Annotated in this window: 16 protein-coding genes; 11 read left to right on the forward strand and 5 right to left on the reverse strand. The window is 40.6% G+C overall.

Features of this window, described 5'->3' with window-relative positions:
- Entirely contained in the window at positions 1-2,688 is a 2,688-nt protein-coding gene (locus tag BV902_RS06590) for a carboxypeptidase-like regulatory domain-containing protein (protein ID WP_075991248.1), read from the reverse strand.
- A 294-nt stretch (positions 2,689-2,982) separates the two neighbouring features.
- Positions 2,983-4,512: a sulfatase family protein gene (locus BV902_RS06595; protein ID WP_075991249.1), complete on the reverse strand. Its 1,530-nt coding sequence runs from the start codon at positions 4,510-4,512 to the stop codon at positions 2,983-2,985.
- A 228-nt stretch (positions 4,513-4,740) separates the two neighbouring features.
- On the opposite strand from BV902_RS06595, the gene BV902_RS06600 reads away from it, so the two are divergent.
- Positions 4,741-5,913 (forward strand): glycoside hydrolase family 27 protein, encoded by a 1,173-nt coding sequence (locus tag BV902_RS06600; RefSeq protein WP_075994649.1) that lies wholly within the window; start codon positions 4,741-4,743, stop codon positions 5,911-5,913.
- 119 nt (positions 5,914-6,032) lie between these two features.
- On the opposite strand, the gene BV902_RS06605 is transcribed toward BV902_RS06600, so the two are convergent.
- Positions 6,033-6,761 carry a FadR/GntR family transcriptional regulator gene (locus tag BV902_RS06605; protein ID WP_075991250.1) on the reverse strand — a complete coding sequence of 243 codons (729 nt, stop codon included), beginning with the start codon at positions 6,759-6,761 and terminating at the stop codon, positions 6,033-6,035.
- Positions 6,762-6,908: 147 nt separating this feature from the next.
- Here BV902_RS06605 and BV902_RS06610 point away from each other — a divergent pair, with 147 nt between their 5' ends.
- The 10 genes from BV902_RS06610 (at position 6,909) to BV902_RS06655 (ending at position 23,306) form a co-directional block, all read left to right on the forward strand.
- Complete coding sequence (locus BV902_RS06610) at positions 6,909-10,208, forward strand: SusC/RagA family TonB-linked outer membrane protein (protein WP_075991251.1); 3,300 nt, start codon at positions 6,909-6,911, stop codon at positions 10,206-10,208.
- An 18-nt stretch (positions 10,209-10,226) separates the two neighbouring features.
- Positions 10,227-11,762: a SusD family outer membrane lipoprotein NanU gene (gene nanU, locus BV902_RS06615; protein WP_145328185.1), complete on the forward strand. Its 1,536-nt coding sequence runs from the start codon at positions 10,227-10,229 to the stop codon at positions 11,760-11,762.
- Positions 11,763-11,804: 42 nt separating this feature from the next.
- Positions 11,805-12,725 (forward strand): dihydrodipicolinate synthase family protein, encoded by a 921-nt coding sequence (locus BV902_RS06620; protein WP_075991252.1) that lies wholly within the window; start codon positions 11,805-11,807, stop codon positions 12,723-12,725.
- An 89-nt stretch (positions 12,726-12,814) separates the two neighbouring features.
- Positions 12,815-13,954, forward strand: coding sequence for a hypothetical protein (locus BV902_RS06625; RefSeq protein ID WP_075991253.1), 1,140 nt, complete (start codon positions 12,815-12,817; stop codon positions 13,952-13,954).
- Positions 13,955-14,005: 51 nt separating this feature from the next.
- The gene (locus BV902_RS06630) at positions 14,006-15,241 is read left to right on the forward strand and encodes an MFS transporter (RefSeq protein ID WP_075991254.1); all 1,236 of its coding nucleotides are present in this window, start codon (positions 14,006-14,008) and stop codon (positions 15,239-15,241) included.
- 34 nt (positions 15,242-15,275) lie between these two features.
- The gene (locus BV902_RS06635; protein WP_075994651.1) at positions 15,276-17,381 is read left to right on the forward strand and encodes a GDSL-type esterase/lipase family protein; all 2,106 of its coding nucleotides are present in this window, start codon (positions 15,276-15,278) and stop codon (positions 17,379-17,381) included.
- A 51-nt stretch (positions 17,382-17,432) separates the two neighbouring features.
- Complete coding sequence (locus BV902_RS06640; RefSeq protein ID WP_083663499.1) at positions 17,433-18,653, forward strand: AGE family epimerase/isomerase; 1,221 nt, start codon at positions 17,433-17,435, stop codon at positions 18,651-18,653.
- 1 nt (position 18,654) lies between these two features.
- Positions 18,655-20,637 (forward strand): family 20 glycosylhydrolase, encoded by a 1,983-nt coding sequence (locus BV902_RS06645; RefSeq protein ID WP_172840651.1) that lies wholly within the window; start codon positions 18,655-18,657, stop codon positions 20,635-20,637.
- A gap of 73 nt (positions 20,638-20,710) precedes the next feature.
- Positions 20,711-21,868: a sialidase family protein gene (locus tag BV902_RS06650; protein ID WP_075991255.1), complete on the forward strand. Its 1,158-nt coding sequence runs from the start codon at positions 20,711-20,713 to the stop codon at positions 21,866-21,868.
- 169 nt (positions 21,869-22,037) lie between these two features.
- Positions 22,038-23,306 carry a family 16 glycosylhydrolase gene (locus tag BV902_RS06655; RefSeq protein WP_075991256.1) on the forward strand — a complete coding sequence of 423 codons (1,269 nt, stop codon included), beginning with the start codon at positions 22,038-22,040 and terminating at the stop codon, positions 23,304-23,306.
- Positions 23,307-23,491: 185 nt separating this feature from the next.
- Here BV902_RS06655 and BV902_RS06660 read toward each other — a convergent pair whose 3' ends face one another.
- Both BV902_RS06660 and BV902_RS06665 read right to left on the reverse strand, forming a co-directional pair.
- Positions 23,492-24,811 (reverse strand): serine hydrolase domain-containing protein, encoded by a 1,320-nt coding sequence (locus BV902_RS06660; protein WP_075991257.1) that lies wholly within the window; start codon positions 24,809-24,811, stop codon positions 23,492-23,494.
- Positions 24,808-25,365 (reverse strand): hypothetical protein, encoded by a 558-nt coding sequence (locus BV902_RS06665; protein ID WP_157625920.1) that lies wholly within the window; start codon positions 25,363-25,365, stop codon positions 24,808-24,810. Before BV902_RS06665 ends, BV902_RS06660 begins: the two co-directional genes overlap by 4 nt.
- Positions 25,366-25,395 lie beyond the last annotated feature (30 nt).

The following is a 25,395-nucleotide window of genomic DNA, read 5'->3' on the forward strand; positions in this document are numbered from 1 at the left end:
CTATTTCTTTGTTTTGATAATATTAAATTTATGGACATAGCCCAACATAAAATATTGTTTCAATGTAAGTGAATTCCTAAAATATGTTACGTTGCCTTGACTGCCCCAATAATTTTGGGTATTCTGATTCAATATATCAAAGCCGGTCAATTTTAGCTGTGAATTATTTTTAAAGGTATAATAGACAGACGCATTTAAGATATGGTAGTTTTTTCTGCCGCTCAATCCGCTAGCCCGGTTATCTAAGGAGTATGTTGATTCCAGCGAAAATCCGTGGATCGGATTAATATTCAATCCTGCACCAATTTTACGGATTGAAGAAGTTGATTCAATAAAGTCGGGGTTATCTTTTACCGAATTTATGTTCTTGTTCCAAGAATAGGTATACTGTGGTGATATCGTCACTAGGTTTTTCCACGTCGCGGAAAATTGTTGGCTGGCATTGATCCCTATATTGGTCCCTTTATTATCAACATCATTAATGGAACTATAATTTTCATAGGTATAGATACTGTTGTTTTGCGATAGATAGAATGACCAATTTTTACTGGCTTTTAGGTTGTATCTCAGGTAAGTATAGGCACTATAGTTATATTTTGAGCCAGCGAGAAACATCTGGGTGGTCATTTGTCCTGTATTGTTGTTTCGCCAGCTACGGGACCCGATGCTGTTATTGACATAATTGATATTTCCATTTACATTAAACTGTAACTTCGACGTATACTTATAGTATGATATACTGACATTCTGTTTTTCGATATTGTTGAATATAAAGGATGTCTTTCGTGTATATAATGGATTTAGATCCAAGACGAGCTGCTGAATTCCATAGAGCTCGGGAGACTCGAGATCTTTATACCAGCCGAGGTTTAGATCTTTATAACGTATATTAATATTGGGCAACCAGTAGCCTAAAGATGATTTCTCGGCAGAGTTGATTTTAAGTAAATCAAAATGATTTACCTTTACTTGATAGGCTGTTCCAAACTTTACGTTAAAATCTTTGGTGGGTCTCCAGTAAACTATAATACCGGTAATATAATCCTGGTATTTGTAACGATAGCTATTTTCATAAGGAGCTGCATGCATTTCTCCAGTGCTGTCGCGGTTGATATATACACTTTCCTGTGGCCCTTGGCGGTTAGTGACATAGGTAAAGTAGTAGTCAAAGTTTAGTTTTTTAATTATTTTATTATAATAGGCTGCACTGAAATATAGGTTGTTGGAATTATTTTGTGTTCGGTTTTTATACCATAAACTAGTTCGCGACTTAGCTGTGTCATATATATAGGTGTTTTGGAAGGACGTATCGGTCTTTTCATTTGTATTGATGGAAATCGTATTTCTAAAAGATACGATGTGGTTTTTATTGAGTTGTTTTTCGATATAGAATCCATGTGAATAATTCAGGGTATTTTCCTTATTTCCGCCCGTACCTGTTGCGTCATTTAGTTTTTTGAGATCCGTATAGGAGCGGTTCATTCCGAAGGTTGAATTGTTTTTTGAATTGATACCCAAATTCGGTGTAAATTCAAAATAGGCTGTTGTATCCATGCGATGTCGGAGGAGGGTTTTGAGATTATGCCCTACAGATTTCTCCTGTTGCTGGTAATCGGATGCTGAATATTGTTTTTCCTGATCGTATAAAGAGATTTGATTGCCGGTATTTTGATTTTCAGCTTTATTATATTTCAGCATGTACATGATGTTCAGCTTGGTCTTCTTTCCCCAGTCATTGTTGAGATTAAAGCCCAAGCCAATATCGTTGGCTTTACCCGAATAGTTCCTACCTCCAAAATTATCAAATCCATAGTTTTCGGCACGTCCAAGTCCAGCTTCTTGGTTCAATTCATTGTAATCAAAACTCTGGCGGTTAATGTTATTTCCAAAACCGAGGAAACTCAGCTGTAGTGTGTCCTTAAATGTATTGAATAAACCACCGGCCTCATACCTGCTCCTTGTACCTGCACTACCATAAAGTTTACCAAAACTGGCCTTGAGAAAATCTTTCTTAAATTTTAGGTTAATCGTAATCGGCAGTTTATCTTCGTCTTCGTTATCTTTTTTTGTTTCGCCCTTATCACGGTACACCTGTACTGTTTTGATAAGAGAAGCATCCAAATTTCGTGTGGCAATACGTACGTCACTCGAAAAGAAATCCTTGTCGTTTACTTTTACTTTTGAAACCTCTTTCCCTTGATAGTAAATAGAGCCATCCATATTAACCTGAAGACCAGGTAGTTCTTTGAGTAATTCCTCTACGTTGGCGTTTGGACGAGTTTTGAAGAAGTTGGTGTTATATTCTAACGTATCTTTATTCATCCGTACGGGGGGAACAATATTGATGACTACTTCATCGAGGCTTTTCGAGTCGAGCTTTAAGTGAGCGAAATCATAATTTTCTCCGTTAGGTATAGTAAATTCCTTACGAAAAGGATTTGCATTGACATGTGAAATAAAAAGCGTTAATGCGGTCCCTGTGGGAATTTTAACAAATTCAAATTTACCTTTTGTGTCAGTAAGGAGGTAGGAAACTACGGAAGAGTCTTTTGAATTGAGAATCGTTACAGTTGCTTTTTCTAATGGTTCCGCATTTTGAGAAAATACAGTCCCAAGAACTTTGCCCTTCGATTGACCTAGAACTATATTTGTGGTGAGTAATAAAATTAAAAATAAGTAAATTTTCATAAAGTTAAGTACGCATGTCTTGGCTATATTGGTGATTAAAATGATTTTATGTAAATCATTTTAATACTATATTAAAGAAATGAAAATTATACTATAAATGAAAATTTATTTATAAGACAATCGATTGCGGATTCTATTTATTGCAATTTTTTTAAGATTATGTGTCTGCAAAACAACCTATTTACAATGAGCTATTGGACTTAACTATATAGGCAGCATTTCAATAAACATTTCGAAGAAACGAATAGCAATAAAAAAAGGGTATCCAATAAATCGGATACCCTGATGGCATAATTAGTCGATGTTGATTTTGTAAATAGCTTCTGCTTCTTTGTCATCAAATTGGCGCATTTGTGTGATCAGTTTCTTTTTCATCAGTTTGACGACGCTTTGATAGGTAGGATCCTTGTAAACATTATGGAGTTCACTGGGATCCTTTTGAAGGTCAAAGAGTTCCCAATTTTCGATTCGTTTATAATAGCGGATCAATTTATAACGGTCATCACGAACACCAAAATGGGGGCTCACGGCATGTTCTCCATTTTCAAAATAATGATAGAACAGCTCTTTTCGATGTTCCTCTTTGTTATTTTTCAGGACATGTACAAAAGATTCACCTTGCATGTCTTTCGGTTTTTTGATAGCAGCTAACTCCAATAACGTGGGAGCGATATCAGCGTTGACAATTTTGGCGTTTATGGTCGATTTTGCGCGTAATAGGGCTGGGTACCGCATGACCATTGGGGTACGAAAAGATTCCTCATACATCCAACGTTTGTCGAACCAACCATGCTCACCCATATAAAAACCTTGGTCTGAAAGATAGATTACAATTGTATTTTCACTGAGTGATTTTTGATCCAGATAATCTAGTACTTTCCCTATATTGCGGTCCATAGATTGGGCAGTATTGAGATAATCAATCATATAACGTCTGAACTTCCATTCTGAAAGTTGCTTGCCCGTCAAATTACCTTGCTTTAGTTGTTCATAAATGGGCCGATAATAGGTGATATAGCTATCCTTTTGAGCTTGGTTCATCCGCTTGAAGTTACCGTCGGCCATCATGTCTTCCAACGAATTGAACATTTTGAGATCGTAGCCCATTTTCATGTCCTTGTCAATGGACATTTCCTGCAATGCGGCTGCAGGTCTACTTTGGTAATTGTCGTAGAAAGTAGTGGGTAAGGTGAAATTTACAGTATCGTAGCTGCCGAAGTCCTTTGGATCTGGCATCCAGGTACGGTGTGTGGCTTTATGACCGATGACTAGACAAAATGGCTTATCAGCGTCTACCGTATCGAGCCAATCAATAGCTTTTTCGGTTACGATATCGGATACATACCCTTCAGTGCGTTTGCGGCCCTCTTTGCTGATAAAATCTGGATTAAAATAAGTCCCCTGTCCAACAAGAATATCATAATAGTTGAAACCCTGCAGTTTGTCTCCTAAGTGAATTTTACCCACCCAAGCGGTATTGTAACCTACGTTTTGGAGCTGTTTCACAAAAAGATCCTGACTAAAGTCGAATTCAGAAGTTTCATTGTCTTTGAATCCATTTTTATGGCTGTATTTACCCGTTAATAATGTCGCTCGGGATGGTCCGCAGATCGAATTGTTGACGAAGGCATTTTTAAATAGGGCACCCTGAGCAGCGATGCGGTCTATCTGTGGTGTTTTCCCATATTTCGAACCATAGGCACCGATTGCTTGATAGGCATGATCATCGGAAATAATGATGATGATATTAGGCTTTTTTTGTGCAGAAGCATTTTTATAGAGAAGTGTTGCGATTACGGCAAATAAAAAGATGCTGAGTTTCATTGTGTTTTTTGGTTTAAATTGAATGTATCAAGCTTTTTTAAGCTATGCTATTTGAAAATAGTGTAAATTTCACGATGGTGATAACGCTGACTAAGATAAGGATTATTATGTATTACATAAAATAATTAAGTGATTGAATTTACTTTTTCATATCATTGTCTCTATGTATTTTTGATGCAGATTAAAATGAAAATAAAGGATAGATCAGATCTTTTTTATACTACAATTATGAGATTTAAGTTGTTATTTAAGGGTATACTTTTGGGGGCTTTAGTAGGCGCTTGGAGTCTAAAAGGGTTGTGTCAAGAGGCAAAACCACCAATAATGGGTTGGAGCAGCTGGAATAGCTTTCGGATCCATATTGATGAAAAGTTGATTCGGGAGCAGGCAGATGCCATGGTCGCGACTGGCTTGCACGATGCGGGATACAGTTATGTCAATGTGGATGACGGGTATTTCGGGGGGCGTGACCAAGCGGGAAAACTTTACGAAGACCGTTCAAAATTTCCTGGCGGAATGCGGGCCCTATCCGATTACATTCATTCCAAGGGATTAAAAGCGGGACTGTATTCGGAGGGAGGAAAAAATACCTGTGGTTCTATCTGGGACAAAGACCCAAAAGGCATCGGGGTAGGGATGTATGGACATGAAGACCAAGACGCGCAGTTATTTTTTAAAGAGTGGAATTTTGATTTCATCAAAGTGGATTGGTGTGGTGGATTGGAAATGAAGCTAGATGATCGCGAACAATATACAAAAATAATAACGGCAGTGAAGGCTGTTCGCCTAGATGTAGGCTTTAACCTTTGCCGCTGGCAATTCCCGGGTGACTGGGCCATTAAACAGGTCGATTCTTGGCGTATCTCGCAAGATATACAACCAAATTTTGCTTCAGTGTTGCATATTATTGATCTCAATCGTAATCTTTATCCCTATAGCTCTCCGGGGCATTATAATGATATGGATATGCTTCAAGTGGGTAATGGAATGACTCATGAAGAGGATAAAACGCATTTCTCGATGTGGTGTATGTTGAATTCACCTTTGATGGCTGGAAACGACCTTCGGAAAATCTCGAAACAGACACTTTCTATATTGACTAACAAAGAGCTCATAGCTCTGAATCAGGATAAGGCTTTTAAACAAGCACAAGTCGTTCATAAAGCGGGTGAGGTAGAAGTCTGGAAAAAAGATCTGGCAGATCCAAAGCATAAAGCATTTGCAATTCTTAATCGGTCGGACAAAGAAACGATGTTTAAACTGGATATTAAAGCGCTGAATTTGTCTCCAAAAAATCGCGTCAGAGATTTATGGCTTCATCGCGATGAAGGAAACCTTGGTCAGAATACAAAATTCATTCTTCCTCCGCATGGAATCATTGTACTGTTGCTGTCTGAATAACAAAGTGTCAAATTGTACGATAACCAAGTAAAAGGATTAAGTGGAGATGCTTTAAAGAAAAAGCCCAATCATATGATTGGGCTTTTTTATAGTGTTGTAAATCAATCATGTTAAACAGATTATCCAATAGATTTCTTATATAAAAAGAGTCGCTGATAATGATTGTCAAGATGTTTGCGCATGGCATTTCGAAAAACCTCGGCATTGCCGACCTTCAATATATCAACTAGGCCTCGGTGTGAAATAAAGCTTTTCGATGAACTGGGACTAGTCAGTAAGCCGCTGCTATGGACATATTGAAAAACAGGTAACAGCATGTTCTGGAAATCTTTGAGAATCGTATTTCCAGTGATTTCATAAAGCTTACCGTGAAAGGCTACTTCAGTTTCAATGTCGAAAATTGTATTATCTGCATTTATAGGTTCCTTGGCAACGATCGCTTCCAGCTCCTCAATGTCTTTTTCCTGTATATGTTCAAAAAGAATATCCGCCATACCCACCTCCAGCACCATGCGCATTTCAAAAAGATCCTGTAAGGTCTTGTTTTCCATAATGGTTGGGTAAAGTGATTTGCGTAGCGGTTTTATGAGATCTGGACTTGTTAGAACGGCCCCACGATGTTTTTTTGATTCGATCAATCCGACCATACGTAACCGCAACATAGCTTCGCGAACTACTGTACGACTTACACCAAGGGTTTCGGCCAATTCAATTTCCTTAGGTAAAGCATCTCCAACCTTTAAGCCTTGGTTGACAAAAAGATTGATGATTTCTTTTTCAGCACGGTCTACTAGTGAAGAGGTATCAATTGTATTAAGATGTTCTATCAGCGAAGAATTCGGTTCCATATATATTACATATCGCGCATTAGGCGCATTAAGACAAAGATAATTAATAAAAGTGATTAATATGTTATACATAATTTGATTTAAATTTGTTTTTTACATTTAGTAATTTATATATTTGTATATATGTAATACTTAATACAAACCAATATGTATTCAAACCTAAAATTACGAACCCTTCTCACGCTGTCTGTTTTGATGGGCAATTTGCTTTTAGCCCAGGCACAAGACCATGCGGTGCGGGGAAAAATTACCGATGCAAAGACAGGGGAGTTGCTCGGCAACGTGACTGTAAAAGTCAAAGGATCCAACCAATCTTTGCAGACAAATGCTGATGGGACTTTCTCAATCAGTACCAATCCCAATACTATTTTAGTCATCACGTCTACGGGGTATAGACCATATGAAGTAAAAGTTGGACAATTAAATCAATTGGATATCAAACTCGAGTCCAAGGTTGAGCAAATGGATGAAGTTGTGGTGGTTGGATATGGAACACAAAACAGGAGAAGTGTGACTGGTTCCATCGCTAAAGTGGATAAAACTGTTTTGCAAAATACGCCACGTTCTAATGTTGCTACAGCATTGCAGGGAACTGTACCTGGATTACAGGTGGTGAATAAATCGGGTACACCCGGGGCGGCGCCTATGTTAAAATTGCGCGGTGGAGCATCAATTAAAAGTTCTAGTCCCCCATTAGTGGTAATAGATGGCGTCATTCGTGAGATGAATGATGTGAGTTCGGATAATATTGAATCCATCGAACTTCTAAAAGATGCTTCTGCAACGGCAATATATGGAGCTCGCGCAAATAATGGCGTAGTTTTGATCACAACGAAAACCGGTAAATCGGGACAGTCAAATATATCTTATAAATTCACAGGAGGCTTTAACCAACGTCGTGAGGGGTATCGTTATATGAATGCTGGGGATTACATTTATTATACGCGCTTGGGTTATTTAAATGCCGGTAAAACGATTGAGACAGCTAATAGCTCCAGAGGACTGGGATTATTGACTGATAATGCAAATTTATCTTCCTTCGATATTCGTCGTTACACATCTGACTTGGATCCATTACTAGCTAAAGGGTGGCAACTTGTTGATGATCCGTATGGTGGTCAGATAATTTATAAAGATCATTCGGGTGAAGTGGAGGATATCTTATTTCGAAATACCTATACAAAGGATCATTATGTAAATGTATCGGGCGGTAACGATCGAGGAAAATATTTCGCTGCATTTGATGCATATGATGAGAATGGAATCATTGTGGGCTCCAACTATAAAAGATATACTGCAGATCTAAATGGTTCATATAAGCTGAAACCGAATCTGGAGGTGGCAACCTCGGTCAATTTGTCAACTGCTTCTCAATATGGCGTTGGCGGATCGGAAGTAAGTGCATTATATCGGAATTTGGCTATTTGGCCAACATTTAATCCTTGGGTTGATGAGGCGAAGACGAGACCCAATCCAGGCAACGGCATCAATGATGGGAATCCATTGTATTGGTTGAGCCGTATGGAGAGAAATAATGAAACGAATCGCATTGTCGTAAACGGTTCCCTAAAATGGGATATTATTCCTGGTCTATACCTCAAGGTCTCGGGAAATGCCTATATGAAAGAGTTATTGAATGAGTTCTTCCAAAAATCGACCCAGACCTATGCCAATGTGTTTTCTAACCCCGAAACAATAGGCAGTACTTCAAGAGATGCTTATCGCAATATAAATCGCGATTTCCAAACACAGTTCAACGGTATTTTAAATTATACCAAGACATTTGGTGAGAAGCATAATCTGAACGCTATGCTTGGTGCGGAATATTTTAATACAAAAACAGATTATATGCAGGTGTATGGGAAGAATGCGCCTACTGATGATATACCGACCGTCAATGCTTCGACTGTTTTTGTGGCTGGAAATAACACATCTTCGAAATCTGAATATAGAATTATTTCGTCCATGGGACGTTTGGCTTATGATTATGATGGGAAATATTTGTTGAATGCCGTATATCGTTTGGATGGTGTATCGAGTTTAGCAGATGGCCATCGTTGGGGCTTTTTCCCAGGTCTTTCTGCAGGCTGGAATGTTCATCAAGAAACATTTTTTAAGAATACCAAATTAGCGGAGTATATTTCAACTTTGAAGCCTAGACTGAGTTACGGAGAAAATGGAAATATAAACGGATTAGGCAGATATGAAGTCCAGGGAACCTATTCCTTGCAAACCAATTATAATGGAACCGCTGGATACCTCAATACACAGCCGGTAAATGGAAATCTGGTTTGGGAAACGAGTAAAACTACTGGTGTAGGCTTAGATTTAGGTTTATGGAAAGACCGCGTAACTTTACTATTCGATTATTACAATAGAAAAACTAAAAACCTTTTAACAGATCTGACTCTGCCTAGTTATATCGGCTTCTCGTCTATAAATACCAACTTAGGAACTTTACAAAATAAAGGCCTGGAGTTTGGGTTACAAGCTCGCGTGCTTAGAAATCCCGATGGTATTAATTTGAATATTGGCGCCAATGCCGCATTTGTTAAAAATAAAATACTGGAGCTGCCGAATAATGGAAACGAAAATAATCGTCAAGGTGGTCTACAGGTCTATGATCCAACATCGGGTCAAGTTAAATGGGTAGGTGGGTATCAGGAGGGGCAATCGCTGGGCGATATCTACGCATATAAACAAGTATCAATATTTAAAGATGATGCTGAGGTAAGTTCAGTTGCCGGAAACCGTACGGATAATATTGCAGGAATTACTGGGCCTAATCTCCCTGTTGGAAAAAATGGAAGAATTACTCCTGGAGATGTCAATTGGCTGGATGTCGATGGAAATGATATTATCGATTCACGTGATCAAGTGTATATCGGCAATATTAATCCAAAATGGACGGGCGGATTTACAACGAATTTAAGTTATAAGAATCTGAGCCTTTTTTCAAACTGGGAGTTTGCGCTGGGACATAAGATTTACAATGATCTTGTTGCAAGAACATTGGGTAATTATCAGGGCACATTCAATTATATTGAGCTGCAAAAACAAGCTTGGTCACCCACCAACACTATAACAGACATTCCAAAGGTTTATTTTGCGGATCAGGTTGGTGGTTCCAAACAGAATTATACACGTGGAAACAATGCCAATGCGGTATTGAATAGCAACAATTCGAGGTTTTATGAAAAAGGAGATTATCTGGCACTCCGTGAGTTGACTCTCTCGTACGACATGCCCAAATCATTGCTCGAAAAATCGCGGGTATTTTCGCATGCACGGATTTATTTTACCGGATCTAATCTTTTTTATATCACAAAATTCTCGGGTCCATCGCCTGAACCGCCAGTAGATGCGAACAATTTGGTTACAGGTATATATTTAGGCACTTATCCCACACCAAGATCTTATGTCTTAGGTGTTCAACTATCCTTTTAATCTTAAAAATTGAAAACGATGAAAATCAATATAAAAACCTTGAGCTTGGCAATGGTATTGGGACTAGGCCTCTTAAGTTCTTGCAATAAAAATCTAGAGTTAAATCCCGTGAGTACCATTAGTGATGGGAATTACTGGAAGACAGCCGATCAGTTTGATTCGTTTGTGAGTGGTCTACATGCAAGATTTCGGAACCATGAGCGCGCATTTGTACTTCTGGGTGAATACCAGGGGGAGGTCTTTGGCAATGATCCCGGAACGACATCGTCTTTTACAGGGGAAGCTCCGCAAGGGTTGGAAAGAATGTGGAATCATAATTTGGATCTCGATAATCCGGGGGTGAGCAATTTCGGGGCTTTTTACGAAAACATCAATCAGATAAATTTGTTGATCAGCAAACTTAATACGACTGATATTGTGACCGCTCAAAATAAAGGTTACTATTTAGGGATTGCTTATGGAATGCGTGCATTCTACTATTTTCAGCTGTATCGTTCCTGGGGAGATGTTGTCCTGCAAACAGAGCCTGTTGGAAATATTGATATCACCAACCTTGCTAAAGCCGCTTCTCCAGCTTCGGATGTTTTAGGGCTTGTAACTTCGGATTTAGAAAGCTCTCTGACTTCTTTTGGAACAGATTACTCCGTGAAGAATACAAAATCGTATTGGTCAAAATCAGCAACATTAATGCTTAAAGCAGAAGTGAATCTTTGGAATGCACATCGAGGCGGAGGTAAGGATGCTGCTTTAACAGCCAAAAATGCTTTATCGGAAATAAAATCAAATCTTACCTTGTCTCTGCAATCAGATTTTTCTGGTCTATTTTCTTCAACCAATCGCGGTAATAGTGAAATGATTTTTGTAGCGCGTCATCAATTAAATGAAGCGACTTTAGGTTTTATATCCGATTTTGTTCCACAATCTGGCCTTATCGCAAATTATTATGACTCACTTTCCAACAGAAAATTCACTGTAACTGCTGAAAATTATGGTGGAATATTACGTGCACCGACTCGTATCCGTTCGTATCGGGACTACAATGATTTGGATCAACGTAAAAACACATCTATTCAAGCGGCCTATTCAAAAGATGCGACAGGAAAGTTCAATATGGCCGGTTGTTTCCTGAAAAAATATCAAGGTGAACAAAATGCTGGATCTCGGGCATTTACGAATGATTTTCCAATCTATCGTTATGCGGATTTACTCTTGCTGTTAGCTGAAGCTAAAGTGCTACTGGGTGAAAGCCCCAAAGAGGAAATTAATTTGGTTCGAGCAAGAGCTTTTGGAAGTAATTACAACGAAGGTACTTTTGGTTTTCCAAATCAGAAGATAGACAGCGATCCGATGGAAGCAATTTTAAAAGAACGCAAATTAGAATTTATTGGCGAGGGGAAATATTGGTATGATTTGAGAAGAATGGGCGATAGCTTTGTTTATAAGTATACATCATTACCGGTAGCAGAATCATTTCGCCTTTTATGGCCAATAAATAGGGATGCGTTGACAAATAACCGGCTACTGGTTCAAACAAAAGGTTATACGTCGTTTTAGTTACATTTAAAAAAAAATAATATAATATTAAATACACAGATCATGCTAGACCAAAAAATCTCAGGATTAATTGCAGCGCCATTTACTCCTTTCGATGAAAACGGAGAATTGAATCTTGAGCTGATTCCGCAATACTATGCGATGTTAAAGCGCAATCGGGTAACGGGTGCCTTTATTTGTGGCTCTACCGGAGAAGGGGTGTCGTTGACTTTTGAGGAAAAAGTTGCGGTCATGACTGCTTGGGCCAGATTAACGAAAGAGGATAATGCATTTACACTCATGATGCTTCTTGGCGGAACGAATATCAAAGAATGCCAACAATTGGCTAGGCTGGCCGAGCAAGCAGGGGTAGATGTTGTTTCATTTACTTCACCATCTTATTTCAAACCTGCTAATGTGGAACAATTGGCAAAATGTTGTGTCGAAATTGCTAGTGCAGCCCCGAATACGGCTTTCTATTATTATCATATCCCGGTATTGACCGGTGGAAACTTCCAGATGATCGACCTGTTGAAGAAAATTGATGGCGTAATACCAAATTTTAAGGGAATCAAATATACGCACGAAGATTTTATGGATTTTCTAAGCTGTCTGAATTATGCAGATCGGAAGTATGATATGTTATGGGGAAGAGATGAGAATATGCTGTCCGCTTTGGTATTGGGTAACAAAGGAGCTGTCGGAAGTACCTATAACTACGCTGCACCTTTATATCTTGAGCTTATAGAGGCTTATGACCGGGGAGATCTTGAAAAAGCTAATGCTTTGCAGCAGCAATCTATCGATATGATCGCATTGTTAGGAAAGTATGGTGGTATTTCAGTAGGAAAATCGTATATGAAATTGATTGGCCTTGACTGCGGAGCATTTAGACTACCCGTAAAGAATATTTCTGCGGAGCAATTTGAACTCTTTGAGAGTGATGTGAACAAACTTAATTTTCAGACGTTTTGTGCACAGTAAAATAGATCTCCCTCTCGAGATGAGTATCATGAGTGCTTACATCGAGAGGGAGATTACAGGCTGAACTGTAGGTTCAAGAATAAATAGATATGACAAAACAACATTTGATGGGAGTTATTGTGGGAATACTGTTTACAGGTGCTGTTCATGCACAGGTTGGTCGATTGGAATGGCATAAAGGCATTACATTGCCAGCTACGCAAGATGGAAAGGGGCATATTGGTATGGCAGGACCAATAGCTGGTGTCACAGGCGATTGTCTCCTGGTTGCTGGTGGGGCGAATTTCCCGCATTTACCCCCTTGGGAAGGTGGGGCGAAAGAGATCCAAAAAGATGTTTTTATTTACGGAAAAAAAGGGGGACGACTGAGCTTAATAGCCCAGGATAGTCTTCCTATAGCGGTTGCTTATGGTGCCAGCCTAAGTCTACCCGATGGATTGCTGGTTATCGGTGGAGAGACTCCTGATGGAAAAACAGCCGCCTGTAGAATGATTAAATATGATGGCTCTACCAAGAAAATTACGGTGTCAGACTTTCCGAACCTCCCATTTCCATTGGCTAATATGGGAGCGGTAGTTCATGGAAATAAACTTTTTATTGCCGGTGGTGAAAGGCCTGATGCTGTATCGGATCAAGTGTTAAAATTGGATTTAGCACATCTTGAAAAAGGATGGGTCTGTGTGGGGAAATTACCCTATGCAGTCTCCCATTTGCAATTGTTGTCTGATAGTCAAAATGGCCTTTATCTGCTTGGTGGAAGAAAGGCTCATCCAGAGAGCCCTTCAACATTATACCATGAACTGTGGTGCTCAACCGATGGTGGTACTACTTGGTCCAAACGGACGGACATTCCTTTCCCTGCTGCAGCAGGAACAGCTTGTGTATTGCCCGACCAAGGAATATGGTTGTTGAGTGCAGATCGGGGCAATACCTTTCATCAGGTGGAAGCGCTCATCTTTGATGCTAAAAAGGAAACAAATCCATCGCAGCGACAGAAATTGATTGATGCCAAGAATAAATTGCAAATCAATCATCCCGGTTTTGGCAGAGCAGTATGGCGTTATGATCTGAAATTGGCGAAATGGAAGCGGATGGGGGATTTGCCGTCGGATGGACCTGTAACCTCGACAGCTGTTGTTTGGGGCGACATGATCATCTTACCCAGTGGCGAAATTAAGGCGGGCGTTCGTACTCCGGAGATTTTAGTAGCCACATTTTCTAAGAAATAGGATTGAAAAAATAAGATATAAAGAACTTAATATAAACCTGATAAACTTGAAATGATCTCTTCTTTACGACATAAATCTTTTTACCCATGGCTCGTTGTAGCCCTCCTTTGGGGGGTAGCTCTGCTGAATTATATGGATCGGCAGATGCTATCAACTATGCGTGAAGCCATGCAGGTCGATATTCCACAGCTGCAGCGTGCCGAGACTTTTGGTGTATTGATGGCCGTTTTTCTTTACATCTATGGTATCATGAGTCCTATAGCCGGTATCGTTGCCGATCGCAGTAATAGAAAATGGCTGATCGTAGGCAGTCTTTTTGTGTGGTCGGCCGTAACGTATAGCATGGGGATGGCGCACGATTATGCAATGCTATTGGTTTTACGGGCGATTATGGGATTTAGTGAAGCATTGTATATCCCCACAGCTCTTTCGCTGATCGCGGATTACCATACCGGAAAAAATCGATCGTTAGCCATTGGCTTACATATGACCGGACTCTATACAGGTCAGGCCTTGGGTGGTTTTGGTGCTACATTGGCCGCTTCAAAAGGATGGCATACCGCTTTTCATTGGTTTGGAATTATCGGAATATGTTATGCGGTCCTATTAGCGATCTTGCTTGTGGAGAAGAAACATGAGCCATCCCTCGAGGAGCCTGCTTCGGAAGGACGATTGTCTCTTCCTAAAAGTTTATTGTTGCTATTTTCCAATGTGGCGTTTTGGATTCTATTATTTTATTTTGCGGCTCCAAGCTTACCCGGCTGGGCCATCAAAAATTGGTTGCCAACCTTGTTTGCCGATAGCCTGAATATTCCAATGGCCAAAGCTGGTCCATTGTCGACCATCACAATCGCGATCTCATCATTTATTGGAGTTATCGTCGGCGGAATACTAAGTGACCGATGGGTACAAAAGCATATCCGCGGCCGCATTTATACCAGTGCAATTGGGCTTGGATTAACCATACCAGCTTTATTGTTTTTGGGATTAGGCCAGACCTTACCTGCGGTGGTTGGAGCCGCAGTCTGTTTTGGAATTGGATTCGGCATATTCGACGCCAACAATATGCCTATCCTATGTCAGGTTGTTCCTAAAAAATTGCGCGCAACCGCTTATGGTTTTATGAATATGGTGGGCGTGTTTGCTGGAGCAGTAATTACGCAATGGTTAGGGAAATTTAAGGATGAAGGTCATTTTGGGTTAGGCTTTGCACTATTAGGGGCAGCGGTACTGCTAGCGCTACTCTTGCAACTCCTGTTTCTCAAACCCAAAACAACGGAGAAGTAATCGCTTTTATTTCCTGAATGAATAGATGATGAAAATGAAATCCTTAATCAGCACGCTGCATACCTATATTTCAAAAAAAGGAGGTCTACTTTTAGGTTTGATGGTCTCCATCTCCATTGCAGTGGGACAACCCCGGACAAAAGTAGCTTGTATCGGTAACTCCGTAACCTTTGGTTATGGGCTCGGAAATTCTAAAGAGGACTCTTATCCGGGCCAGCTTCAGGCTTTGCTGGGTCAGCGGTTTGAAGTGAGGAATTTTGGTCATTCAGGGGCCACACTTTTACGTAAGGGGCATAGACCTTATTATAAAACGGAAGAATACAGAAAAGCCTTGGATTATAAACCTGATGTTGCCATTATACACCTGGGACTCAATGATACTGATCCGAGAAACTGGCCAAATTATAAGAACTCCTTTGCATCGGATTACGCGACTCTGATTGACTCCATACGATCTGTTAATCCCAAAGCACAAATTTACATCTGTCGATTGACTCCTATTTTTAGTGGTCATCCGCGCTTCTTATCCGGGACACGCGATTGGTATGATCAAATTCAGGCGCTTATACCGCAGATAGCAAAAAATAACCAAGTGGGACTGATCGATCTGAACAGCCCACTGCGGTATCGGATTGATCTTTTTGACGATTACTTGCATCCGAATAAGCAAGGAGCTGCATTGATTGCTGAACAGGTCGCGCATGTATTGATCCCTGTTCTCCAAGATTTGCAAGTGGCCGAAACCATCGGTTCGGATATGGTACTCCAACGTAATTGGGAAAATAGCATCTATGGTAAAGGTACTGCCGCCGATGAGATCACTGTTGCATTTAATAAGAAAAACTATAAGACCCAAGTCAATCCGGAAGGCTTCTGGGAAATAAAGTTGCCTAAAATGGAAGCCGGAGGACCATATGAAATAACGGTGAGTTCGGGCAGGGAGAAAATAGTGTTGAAAAATATTCTTTTTGGCGATGTATACCTAGCTTCGGGACAATCAAATATGGCTTTTCAACTTCGTGGATCCACAAAGGGCGAAGAGCTGATCAAAGATGCACCGCACTTAAAGAATGTGCGCCTTTTTAAATGCCGCAGCCTTGTGGAGACCAATGCTGTTGCATGGGATACCGCGACCTTAAGGAAAGTAAACGATTTGTCCTTTTTCAGCGGTGCCTGGCGGCAAGCTACCGGGGCGGAGGCCGCGCAATTCTCAGCTGTTGCTTATTCATTTGCCCAGCAGATCGCCAGCGAACAGCATATTCCCATTGGTATTATTGATCTATCGGTAGGTGGGTCTAATACCGAATCATGGATTGATCGAAAATCATTGGAAAACGACGATTTGCTTGCCTCTTATATTCACAACTGGCAAAAATCAGATTTCCTGCAGGATTTCTGCCGTGAGCGCGCCAGTCAAAATCTAGCAGTTTCAAAGGTGAAAAATCAACGCCATCCGTATCAACCAGCTTACAATTTTGAAGCGGGTGTCAGCAAATGGTTGAGCACAGGATTGAAAGGTATACTGTGGTATCAAGGTGAGAGCAATGCGCATAACATAGAACTTCACGAACGTCTTTTTAAAACATTGATTTCCTCCTGGCGGAAGAGTTTTCACCAAGATCTACCTTTTTTCTTTGTTCAGCTCACAAGTATAGATAGACCTTCATGGGGTGATTTTAGAAACTCACAACGCTTACTGGAGAAAGCCATTGCTGGTACATACATGGCCGTAACGATCGATGTAGGTGATTCTTTGGATGTACATCCCCGTGAAAAGATTGTGGTAGGCCGAAGGTTGGCAAATTTAGTGCGTAAACATGTATATGGTGTTGAATTGAATGCAGATCATCCTGATCTGGTCAGGTATGCGCTTCGCGATGATAAGCTGTTATTGACATTTGATCATTGTATAAAATTAATAACCCCAGGGAATGCGCCTGTGAAAGGTTTTCAGGTAATGGACAATAAGGGGAAAATTTCTGATGTAAATGCAAATATCCTATCGGGCAATGTCGTCCAAATCGTTAAGCCGAATTTCCAATTCACCAAAATCCTGTATGGATATGAACCTTTTAGCAGGGCAAATCTTCAAAATGAAATTGGAACGCCGGTGTCCACTTTTGATTTGACGATCAACTAAACATAAGACGATCAACTAAACATAAATAAATTGACTCAAAAACTAGAACAGATGAAACAGACAAGTATAAAAGATACCGCAAATATAATAGACACTGATTACTTGAAGGAGTTGGAAGTTTTTTATCGTGATCAGCTTTTAAAAGACACTGTACCATTTTGGTTTCCACGATCGATTGACCATGAATGTGGCGGCTATCTATTTATGCGTGATCATGATGGGGATTTGATTGATACAGATAAAGCCGTGTGGATACAGGGAAGGGCATGCTGGTTGCTGGCCACACTTTACAATACGGTTGAGCAAAAAGAGGAATGGCTGGAAGGGGCCCGGATAGGCTATGAATTTTTGAAGAAACATTGTTTTGATGCAAACGGCAAAATGTATTTTCATGTAGACCGCATCGGTAACCCAATTCGTATGCGTCGTTATTTCTTTTCGGAGACTTTTGCGGCAATCGCCTTTACAGCCTATGCAAAAGCGACGGGAGATGCCGGTATTGCTGCGGAAGCACATGAGCTGTTTGGAATTTGTCTGGCTTATGCACAGGGAGAAAGATTGGTGGAACCAAAATACGAACAGACCAGGCCAATGAAAGGGATCGGTGTGCCGATGATTATGATCAATACCGCACAGCAAATTCGCGAAACAATTGGAGATCCACGCTGTGATTTCGTTATCAGTAATTTTATCGCGCAGATAGAACGTGATTTTGTAAAAGATGATATCCGCTGTGTGATGGAACAAGTGGGACCTGAAGGTGAAATTGTTGATCATATTGACGGGCGCACACTCAACCCCGGACATGCCATCGAAGGAGCGTGGTTTATCTTGCATGAAGCGAAATATCGGGCGAACGATCCGCATCTGATTGACCTGGGCTGTCGTATGCTCGATTATATGTGGGAGCGCGGCTGGGATAAAGAATATGGTGGTATACTGTACTTTCGGGATGTCTATGGAAAGCCGGTACAAGAATATTGGCAGGATATGAAGTTTTGGTGGCCGCAGAATGAAACTATTATAGCAACATTACTCGCTTACCTAATGACCGGAAATGAGAAATATAAAAGTTGGCATCAGCAGATCAATCAGTATGCCTATGATCATTTTCATGATAAAATCAATGGTGAATGGTATGGCTATCTGCATCGTGATGGGAAGATTGCGCAGACGGCAAAAGGTAATTTATTTAAAGGACCATTCCATCTTCCTCGTCAAGAGTGGTATTGTATGCAAATACTACAGGAATTTAATACGATTAAGGGATAACATGATGCGACAAACTGTAGCGACAACTAAGTTCCTCCAAAGGCTGATGATGATTGTCATGATGATCTCTCCGCTATATGGTATGTCCGAAACTATCAGACCTTTGCTTCCCATGCCGCAGTCTGTTATCTGGAAAACCGGGTATTACCAGGTCAAACAAGTGGTCTGCGTACGCACCAAAGGAGAAGTGTCAACTACAGGTAGACAGACTTTGACAGCACTGCTAAGCGATTGGGATGTAAGGCGCATAGACTTCGATAGTAAAGAAAATATAGCTATAACGATTAGTTGCAATAAAGAAATGAAACTTCCCTCGTCTTCTTTGGAAGGCTATCGCATCGTTATAGATAAAAGGGGAGTAAACATTGAAGCCCGAGCGAGTAAAGGGGTTTTCTACGCCCTGCAAACTTTGCGTCAACTGGGAGACAGCGATGGTAAGTTGCCGTATTGCGTCATTACAGATTATCCATCTTTTCGTTGGCGTGGCTACTTGGTAGACGTGGGAAGAAATTTTCAGTCTATGCAGGTGTTGAAGGAGCAGATCGATATGATGGCGCGGTATAAGCTGAATATTTTTCACTTTCATTTCACAGAGGATATTGCATGGCGACTGATCAGTAAAAAATATCCCGGTTTGACCGACTCTGCAAATATGGAGCGTTGGAAGGGAAAGTATTATACAGTCGACGATATGCAGCAGCTGATCCGGTATTGTCATGATCGCCATATTCAGCTCGTACCCGAAATTGATATGCCAGGGCATTCCGCAGCATTTCGCCGTTCTTTTAAAACCGATATGCAGAGCGATAGCGGCATAGCGATCATCAAAGAACTAGTGAAGGAATTTGCTACCACCTATCCCGGGCTACCTTATCTGCATATTGGGGGGGATGAGGTGAAAATTCACAACCAAACATTTTTGCCGATCATGACAAAATGGACGGAGGACTTAGGTCTAAAAACCATCGGCTGGGAGCCTGGTGGTAATTTGCAGGCACACACAATCCGCCAGCTTTGGATGGGTGGACCACAGGCTATTACCAATGACTCACCTTTTGAAGTGATTGACTCAAAGCATTTGTATATCAATCATATGGATCCTTTGGAAACGGTGACGACCTTGTTCTATAGGGAATTAGGTGGTCAATCGTCAGAAAATGAAAAGTTAATGGGTGCGACGTTATGTTCCTGGCCCGATCGTGCAGTCCATCATGAACGTGATGTATTCCATCAGAATGCAGTTTACCCGGCTTTGCTGACTTTTGCGGAACGAAGCTGGCGAGGAGGAGGAGATTTTGAATGGCGTAGTAATATCAAAACGGATGTAAAGGGATTAGCTCAATTTGTTGAATTTGAAAAGCGTTTGCTCCAACATAAAAGATTGTATTTTAAAGATTTTATTTTTCCGTATTACGCACAAAGTGGGCAAAAATGGATGTTGTATGGGCCTGTGGAAAATAAGGGTGATCTGAGCATGGTCTTAAAAAATGAAGCGACAGGAAAATTTACCAATTTAAAAAAGATCGGTGAGTTTTATGGTGGAACTATCGTATTACGCCATTGGTGGGCTGATGTCGTAAAAGGGGCTATTGATCGGCCGCTTGAAAATAGTACCGTATATGCTGTGAGCAAAGTATGGAGTGAAAGAGGGGGAAACCAAAGTTTTTGGATCGGTTTTAACGACCTCTCCCGTTCATATGCCAGTGATTCACCAAATTTGGGAACCTGGGACGATAGAATGAGCAAAATTTGGGTGAACGGGCGTGAAGTGCTTCCACCGAATTGGCAACATGCTGGCCAAAAAGGAAATTTGGAGCTCCCATTGGTTGATGAAGGTTACAGCTACCGAAGTCCAAGCATTATTCTGCTGGAGGAAGGCTGGAATACAGTTGTGGTGAAACTTCCTGTGGGAAAATTAAATGGGAAAGATTGGCAAAATCCACTAAAATGGATGTTTACTTGCCTACCGATTGAAAGGGAGTAATAAATAACCGATCGCATTGTATTAACACAGATGCATTTTTTTAAATAGAATTAACAATAAAACTTATATAGATATGAAGAAATTAGGGACAATGTTGGTATTTGCACTGTTGGCAGGAATTTGCCACGCTCAGGAAGTGAGTGTATTTGTTTCAGGCGAAGATGGCTATAAAAGCTACCGCATACCTGCTATTGTAAAGGATAGAAGCGGACAGTTAATTGCTTTTGCAGAAGGTAGGGTGGATCATGCCGGCGATTTTGGTAATGTAGATATTGTTTATAAAATTAGTCAGGATAATGGAAAAACATGGGGCCCATTGCAAGTTGCTGTTGACAATGATAATTTGCAGGTCGGAAATCCAGCTCCGGTAGTGGATCTATTGGATCCGGCATATCCGAAAGGACGCCTGTTTCTTTTTTATAATACGGGTAATAATCATGAGGGAGAAGTCCGTAAAGGAAATGGTTTGCGAGAATGTTGGTCAATTAGTTCGACCGACGGTGGTAAGACCTGGTCTAATCCAGAAAACATAACGCTTGAGACGCATCGTCCCAATCAACCATCCGTAAATGCACAATATATTTTTAAGGAAGACTGGCGGACTTACGCAAATACGCCCGGACATGCTTTACAATTTGATTCTGGTAAGTTTAGAGGACGTATTTATATTCCTGCTAACCATTCTGAAGGAAATCCGAAAGAAAATGGCAAGGACTATTTTGCGCATTCGTATTACTCGGACGATCATGGAAAGACATTCAAGATAGGGGCAAGCGTGAAATTTGAGGGATCAAATGAGACAATGGCTGCGCAGATATCGCATACAGGGCTGTATATGAATTCCCGTAATCAGCAAGGTAATGTCAAATCGAGGATTGTGTCTTATTCAAATGATGGTGGGGTTACTTGGGATACAACCTATTATGATAAAAACTTACCCGATCCGGTCAACCAGGGTTCAGTGCTTTCCTGGCAAAAGAAAGGAAAATATATATTGGCTGTGTGTAATGCTGCATCAACCGATAGAAGAGACAATCTAACCGTTCGATTAAGTAATGATCAGGGCAAAACATGGTATTTTAATCAGGTTGTGGCCAAAGCGCCGGAGGGTGTGAAAGGGGATTATGCCGCTTATTCCGATTTAGTACTTTTAAATAAAAATAAACTCGGCGTTTTATTTGAAAAAGAAAATTACAGCAAAATTGTCTTTTTGCCCGTAAATTTTAAGTAATCGGGCACATTGTGTTATCGATATAATATGCATTTTCTTTCATTTCTTCCTTTTGGTTAAAACAGGAAGGAATGAAAGAAAAAAATGAATCTTCGATTATTATGCAGCTTGCTCCACAAGCTGTCAAATAACGATATAAACTTAAATAAAACCAATAATCCAAAACTAAATGAGAAAAACCAAATTTTGGCTGGTGCTGAGCCTAATCGCAACTAGCCTGTCTATTTTTGCCTGCAAAAAAGACTTTACAGCAACAAAAAATCCGATTCCGGAAGTAAGTAAGGCGAAGGCCTCGACTAAGCTATTAAATGCGACTACCGTAGCGACAACAGATTACGAATTGATCTGGTCGGATGAGTTTAATAGTAGTGGGGGATTTGATTCCACAAAATGGTCTTATGCTGACAGGGGCACTGTCGCATGGAATAAGTATATGACCTCCTTGCCAGCTTATGCCTCCCAAGATGGGAGCAATCTCGTATTGCGTATGGATAATGCCGTTGTAGCCGGAGATCCTGTTGCTTATCATGCTGGAGGAGTTAAGTCGATGGGGAAATTTAGTATGACTTATGGAAAAGTTGAAGTGAGGGCTAAATTTACACAAGGAAGAGGTTCATGGCCTGCTATTTGGATGATGCCCGAACCCGCTACAGCGTATGGCGGCTGGCCTAGCTGTGGTGAAATTGACATTATGGAGCATGTCAACAACGAAAGTGTGATGTACCATACGATCCATAATGGCTCAGTTACCAATGCAAATGGTGGGAGCACAGCATCGAAATCTGCCACCTATAATACGACAGATTACAATCTATATACAATGATCTGGAGTCCGAACGACATTCGATTTTACATCAACAATGTATTGCAGTATACCTACGCAAGAGTTTCCGGTGGGGGGACGCAGCAATGGCCATTTGATGTTCCTTTTTATCTGATTCTAAATCAGGCTGGTGGAGCGGGATGGCCAGGGGCGATCACAAATGCTGACTTGCCCTTTAGTATGCAGGTGGATTACGTACGTGTATATAAGCTGCCTTTATTTAGTAATGGCGATTTCGAAAGCGGTGTCATCTATCCATGGACAACATGGGGCGGTGGATCATCGGTTGTTTCCACCGATGCCCGGACAGGAACCAAATGTATCCGCGAAACAGGCGGAGAGACATCCATTGAACAATACCTGACCGGTTTAACGCCAAATACGACCTATCGGTTCGGTGGCTACGCCAAAGTGTCTGCAGCTGGCCAGTCGGTCAGTATTGGTGTCAAAAATTATGGGGGAACTGCGATCGATGCGACTATAGGTACGACCAGCTACTCCAATAATTCGGTAACTTTTACAACTGGAGCCAATAATACTACTGCTACGGTCTATTTCTATAAACCCTTGAGCGGTACGGTGTATGGTGATGATTTCTATTTGGAAAAATTGTAAAACACAGTAGTTAGAAGAGCAGCGGTTTAGTTCAACCGCTGCTCTTTTAGCGATACTGCGTGATGACGAGAGCCTCGGTCCTCATTGAGGATGTCGATATAAACTTCATAACTACCTAATGAAAAATGTAAGATAGTGCTAAATAAAGGCCATGAATCTTTACATTAGTTAACCGCAGTATCTCATTATTTCTTCAATACAAGAGTATGCCCATTTTGGTAGAGTGTCATTTTGTTTTCGCTACGTTCGAAAACTATTTTTACGCCAAATTGCGGTTGGACCAGCGTATTTCTATCCTTGGGTTTCAGTTGAAATGCCGGCTGACCGACAACTTGACCCAGCACCTTGTTGCCCTCTCTCGTAATATTTATCTGAATAGGAGGCTGTTCGCTTTTGTATTCGCCGACGAGGCTTGAAATTTCTTCCTCTGTCAATTGTATTTCCGCAAGATCAGGAAGTGGAAAAGGTTTTTTATAAAGCTCGCCAAGGCTGAACTTTAATATTTCATTATTATTATAATTGTTGGCATTGCTAATGATAGCGACATTATAATTACCATCATCAAAATGACCAGCTACCGAGGAGTATCCATCTATACCACCTGTGTGGCCAAAGCCCATATGTTCATAGAATGGCAATTGGAATAAACCCAATCCATAGCCCTGATCTATTTTTTTCATCTCTTCCAGGCTTGCAGCATTGATTATTTTATGGCTAAATAAACCATTGAAAAATTTGCCCAGATCTGCCGGAGTTGACCAAACGGCTCCGGCTCCAAGCGGAACAGAATTGTCCGTGTGTGGTTCAAGGGTCCATTCGTGAGTGAATCGATAAGATTCGCTAACATCCCTGCTGTTATTTTGTGGACGGCCAAAGGTTGTCTCTTGCAAGTTTAATGGCTTACAGATGTATTCTTTCAATAAAAAAGCATAGTCTTTTTTCCAAACTTTGTCTAAGATATAGGTAAGTAGGATGTAGTTTGAATTACTATATGCATGTTTACTGCTGGGAGCAAAGTCGGCTCCGCCTTTGACGATGCGTTCAACAAGTTCTTTCTCTGTCTGTGGTTTAGTATTCCATGTCAAATAATCGTTATCATCCGTGATATTGTGTAATCCGCTGCTATGATTTAACAATTGGCGAACGGTGATTTTTCCAGCGTCTGGAATATCTTTAAAGAATGCAGATATTGGTTCGTCTAACTTCAGTTTTCCGAGCTCAACTGTTTTTAGTACAAGTGTTGCTGTGAAAGTTTTGGAGATTGAACCTATTCCATAACGCGTATTTATGTTCGCTTTCTTTTTCTGCGCTACATCTGCATATCCAATTGCCTTTTGATAGAGTAATTGATCGCCTTTGCTGATTGCAATACTGCCCATCCAGACATTATTTTTATCCATGGCGGCCATCAGGCTATCCATGCGAACAGCTGTGAATTCCTGGGCTTTGAGAATAGGGCTTGATAGGGTTCCTAAGAGGAACAATAATACTGTGGTTCTTTTCATAATTTATGGGGAATAGATTTTTTGAGTTTCAAAATTAACGTGGAGGAATAGTAAAGTCCACTGATGATAAATAGAAAGGCTGGAATGAAATAATTGCCCAATTGTTCGTAACGCAGGGCTTCTTCATGCTGTAAAATAAGTTTGCCGAATATGAAAAACTTGTTGGGCGCATAGAAGAATCCGACTCCCTGAGGATCAATAAATTTGGCCACGACTAGAAATACGGCGATGAGCATAAGGGTATAGATGATATAATAAATCATGTTTACGATCCCTTGTGTGAGCATGATAGGTACCCGTAACAAGGATACGGATTTGCGAGGAGATTCTATTGACGGGGCAATGGACGTTGACAAAATCATTTCCTTGATAAAAGTCTCTGGTAACCCGAGTTTATCTAAGATTTCTTGGAGCTGACTAGGCATGGCGTCATGGATTAACTGTGGGGGAAGCTGCTGTTGCAATGCCTCAAATATGTGGCTATTGATTTCACATAATATATCCTGTCTTTGCTCCAAGGCTAATTTTTTTACAAGAGCCGTTGCTGTTGACATGTAGTCTTGATATAGTTGAGCTGAGGATCT

Origin of the sequence: Sphingobacterium sp. B29, assembly GCF_001952815.1 — a bacterium.
In the GTDB taxonomy this organism is placed as follows: domain Bacteria; phylum Bacteroidota; class Bacteroidia; order Sphingobacteriales; family Sphingobacteriaceae; genus Sphingobacterium; species Sphingobacterium siyangense.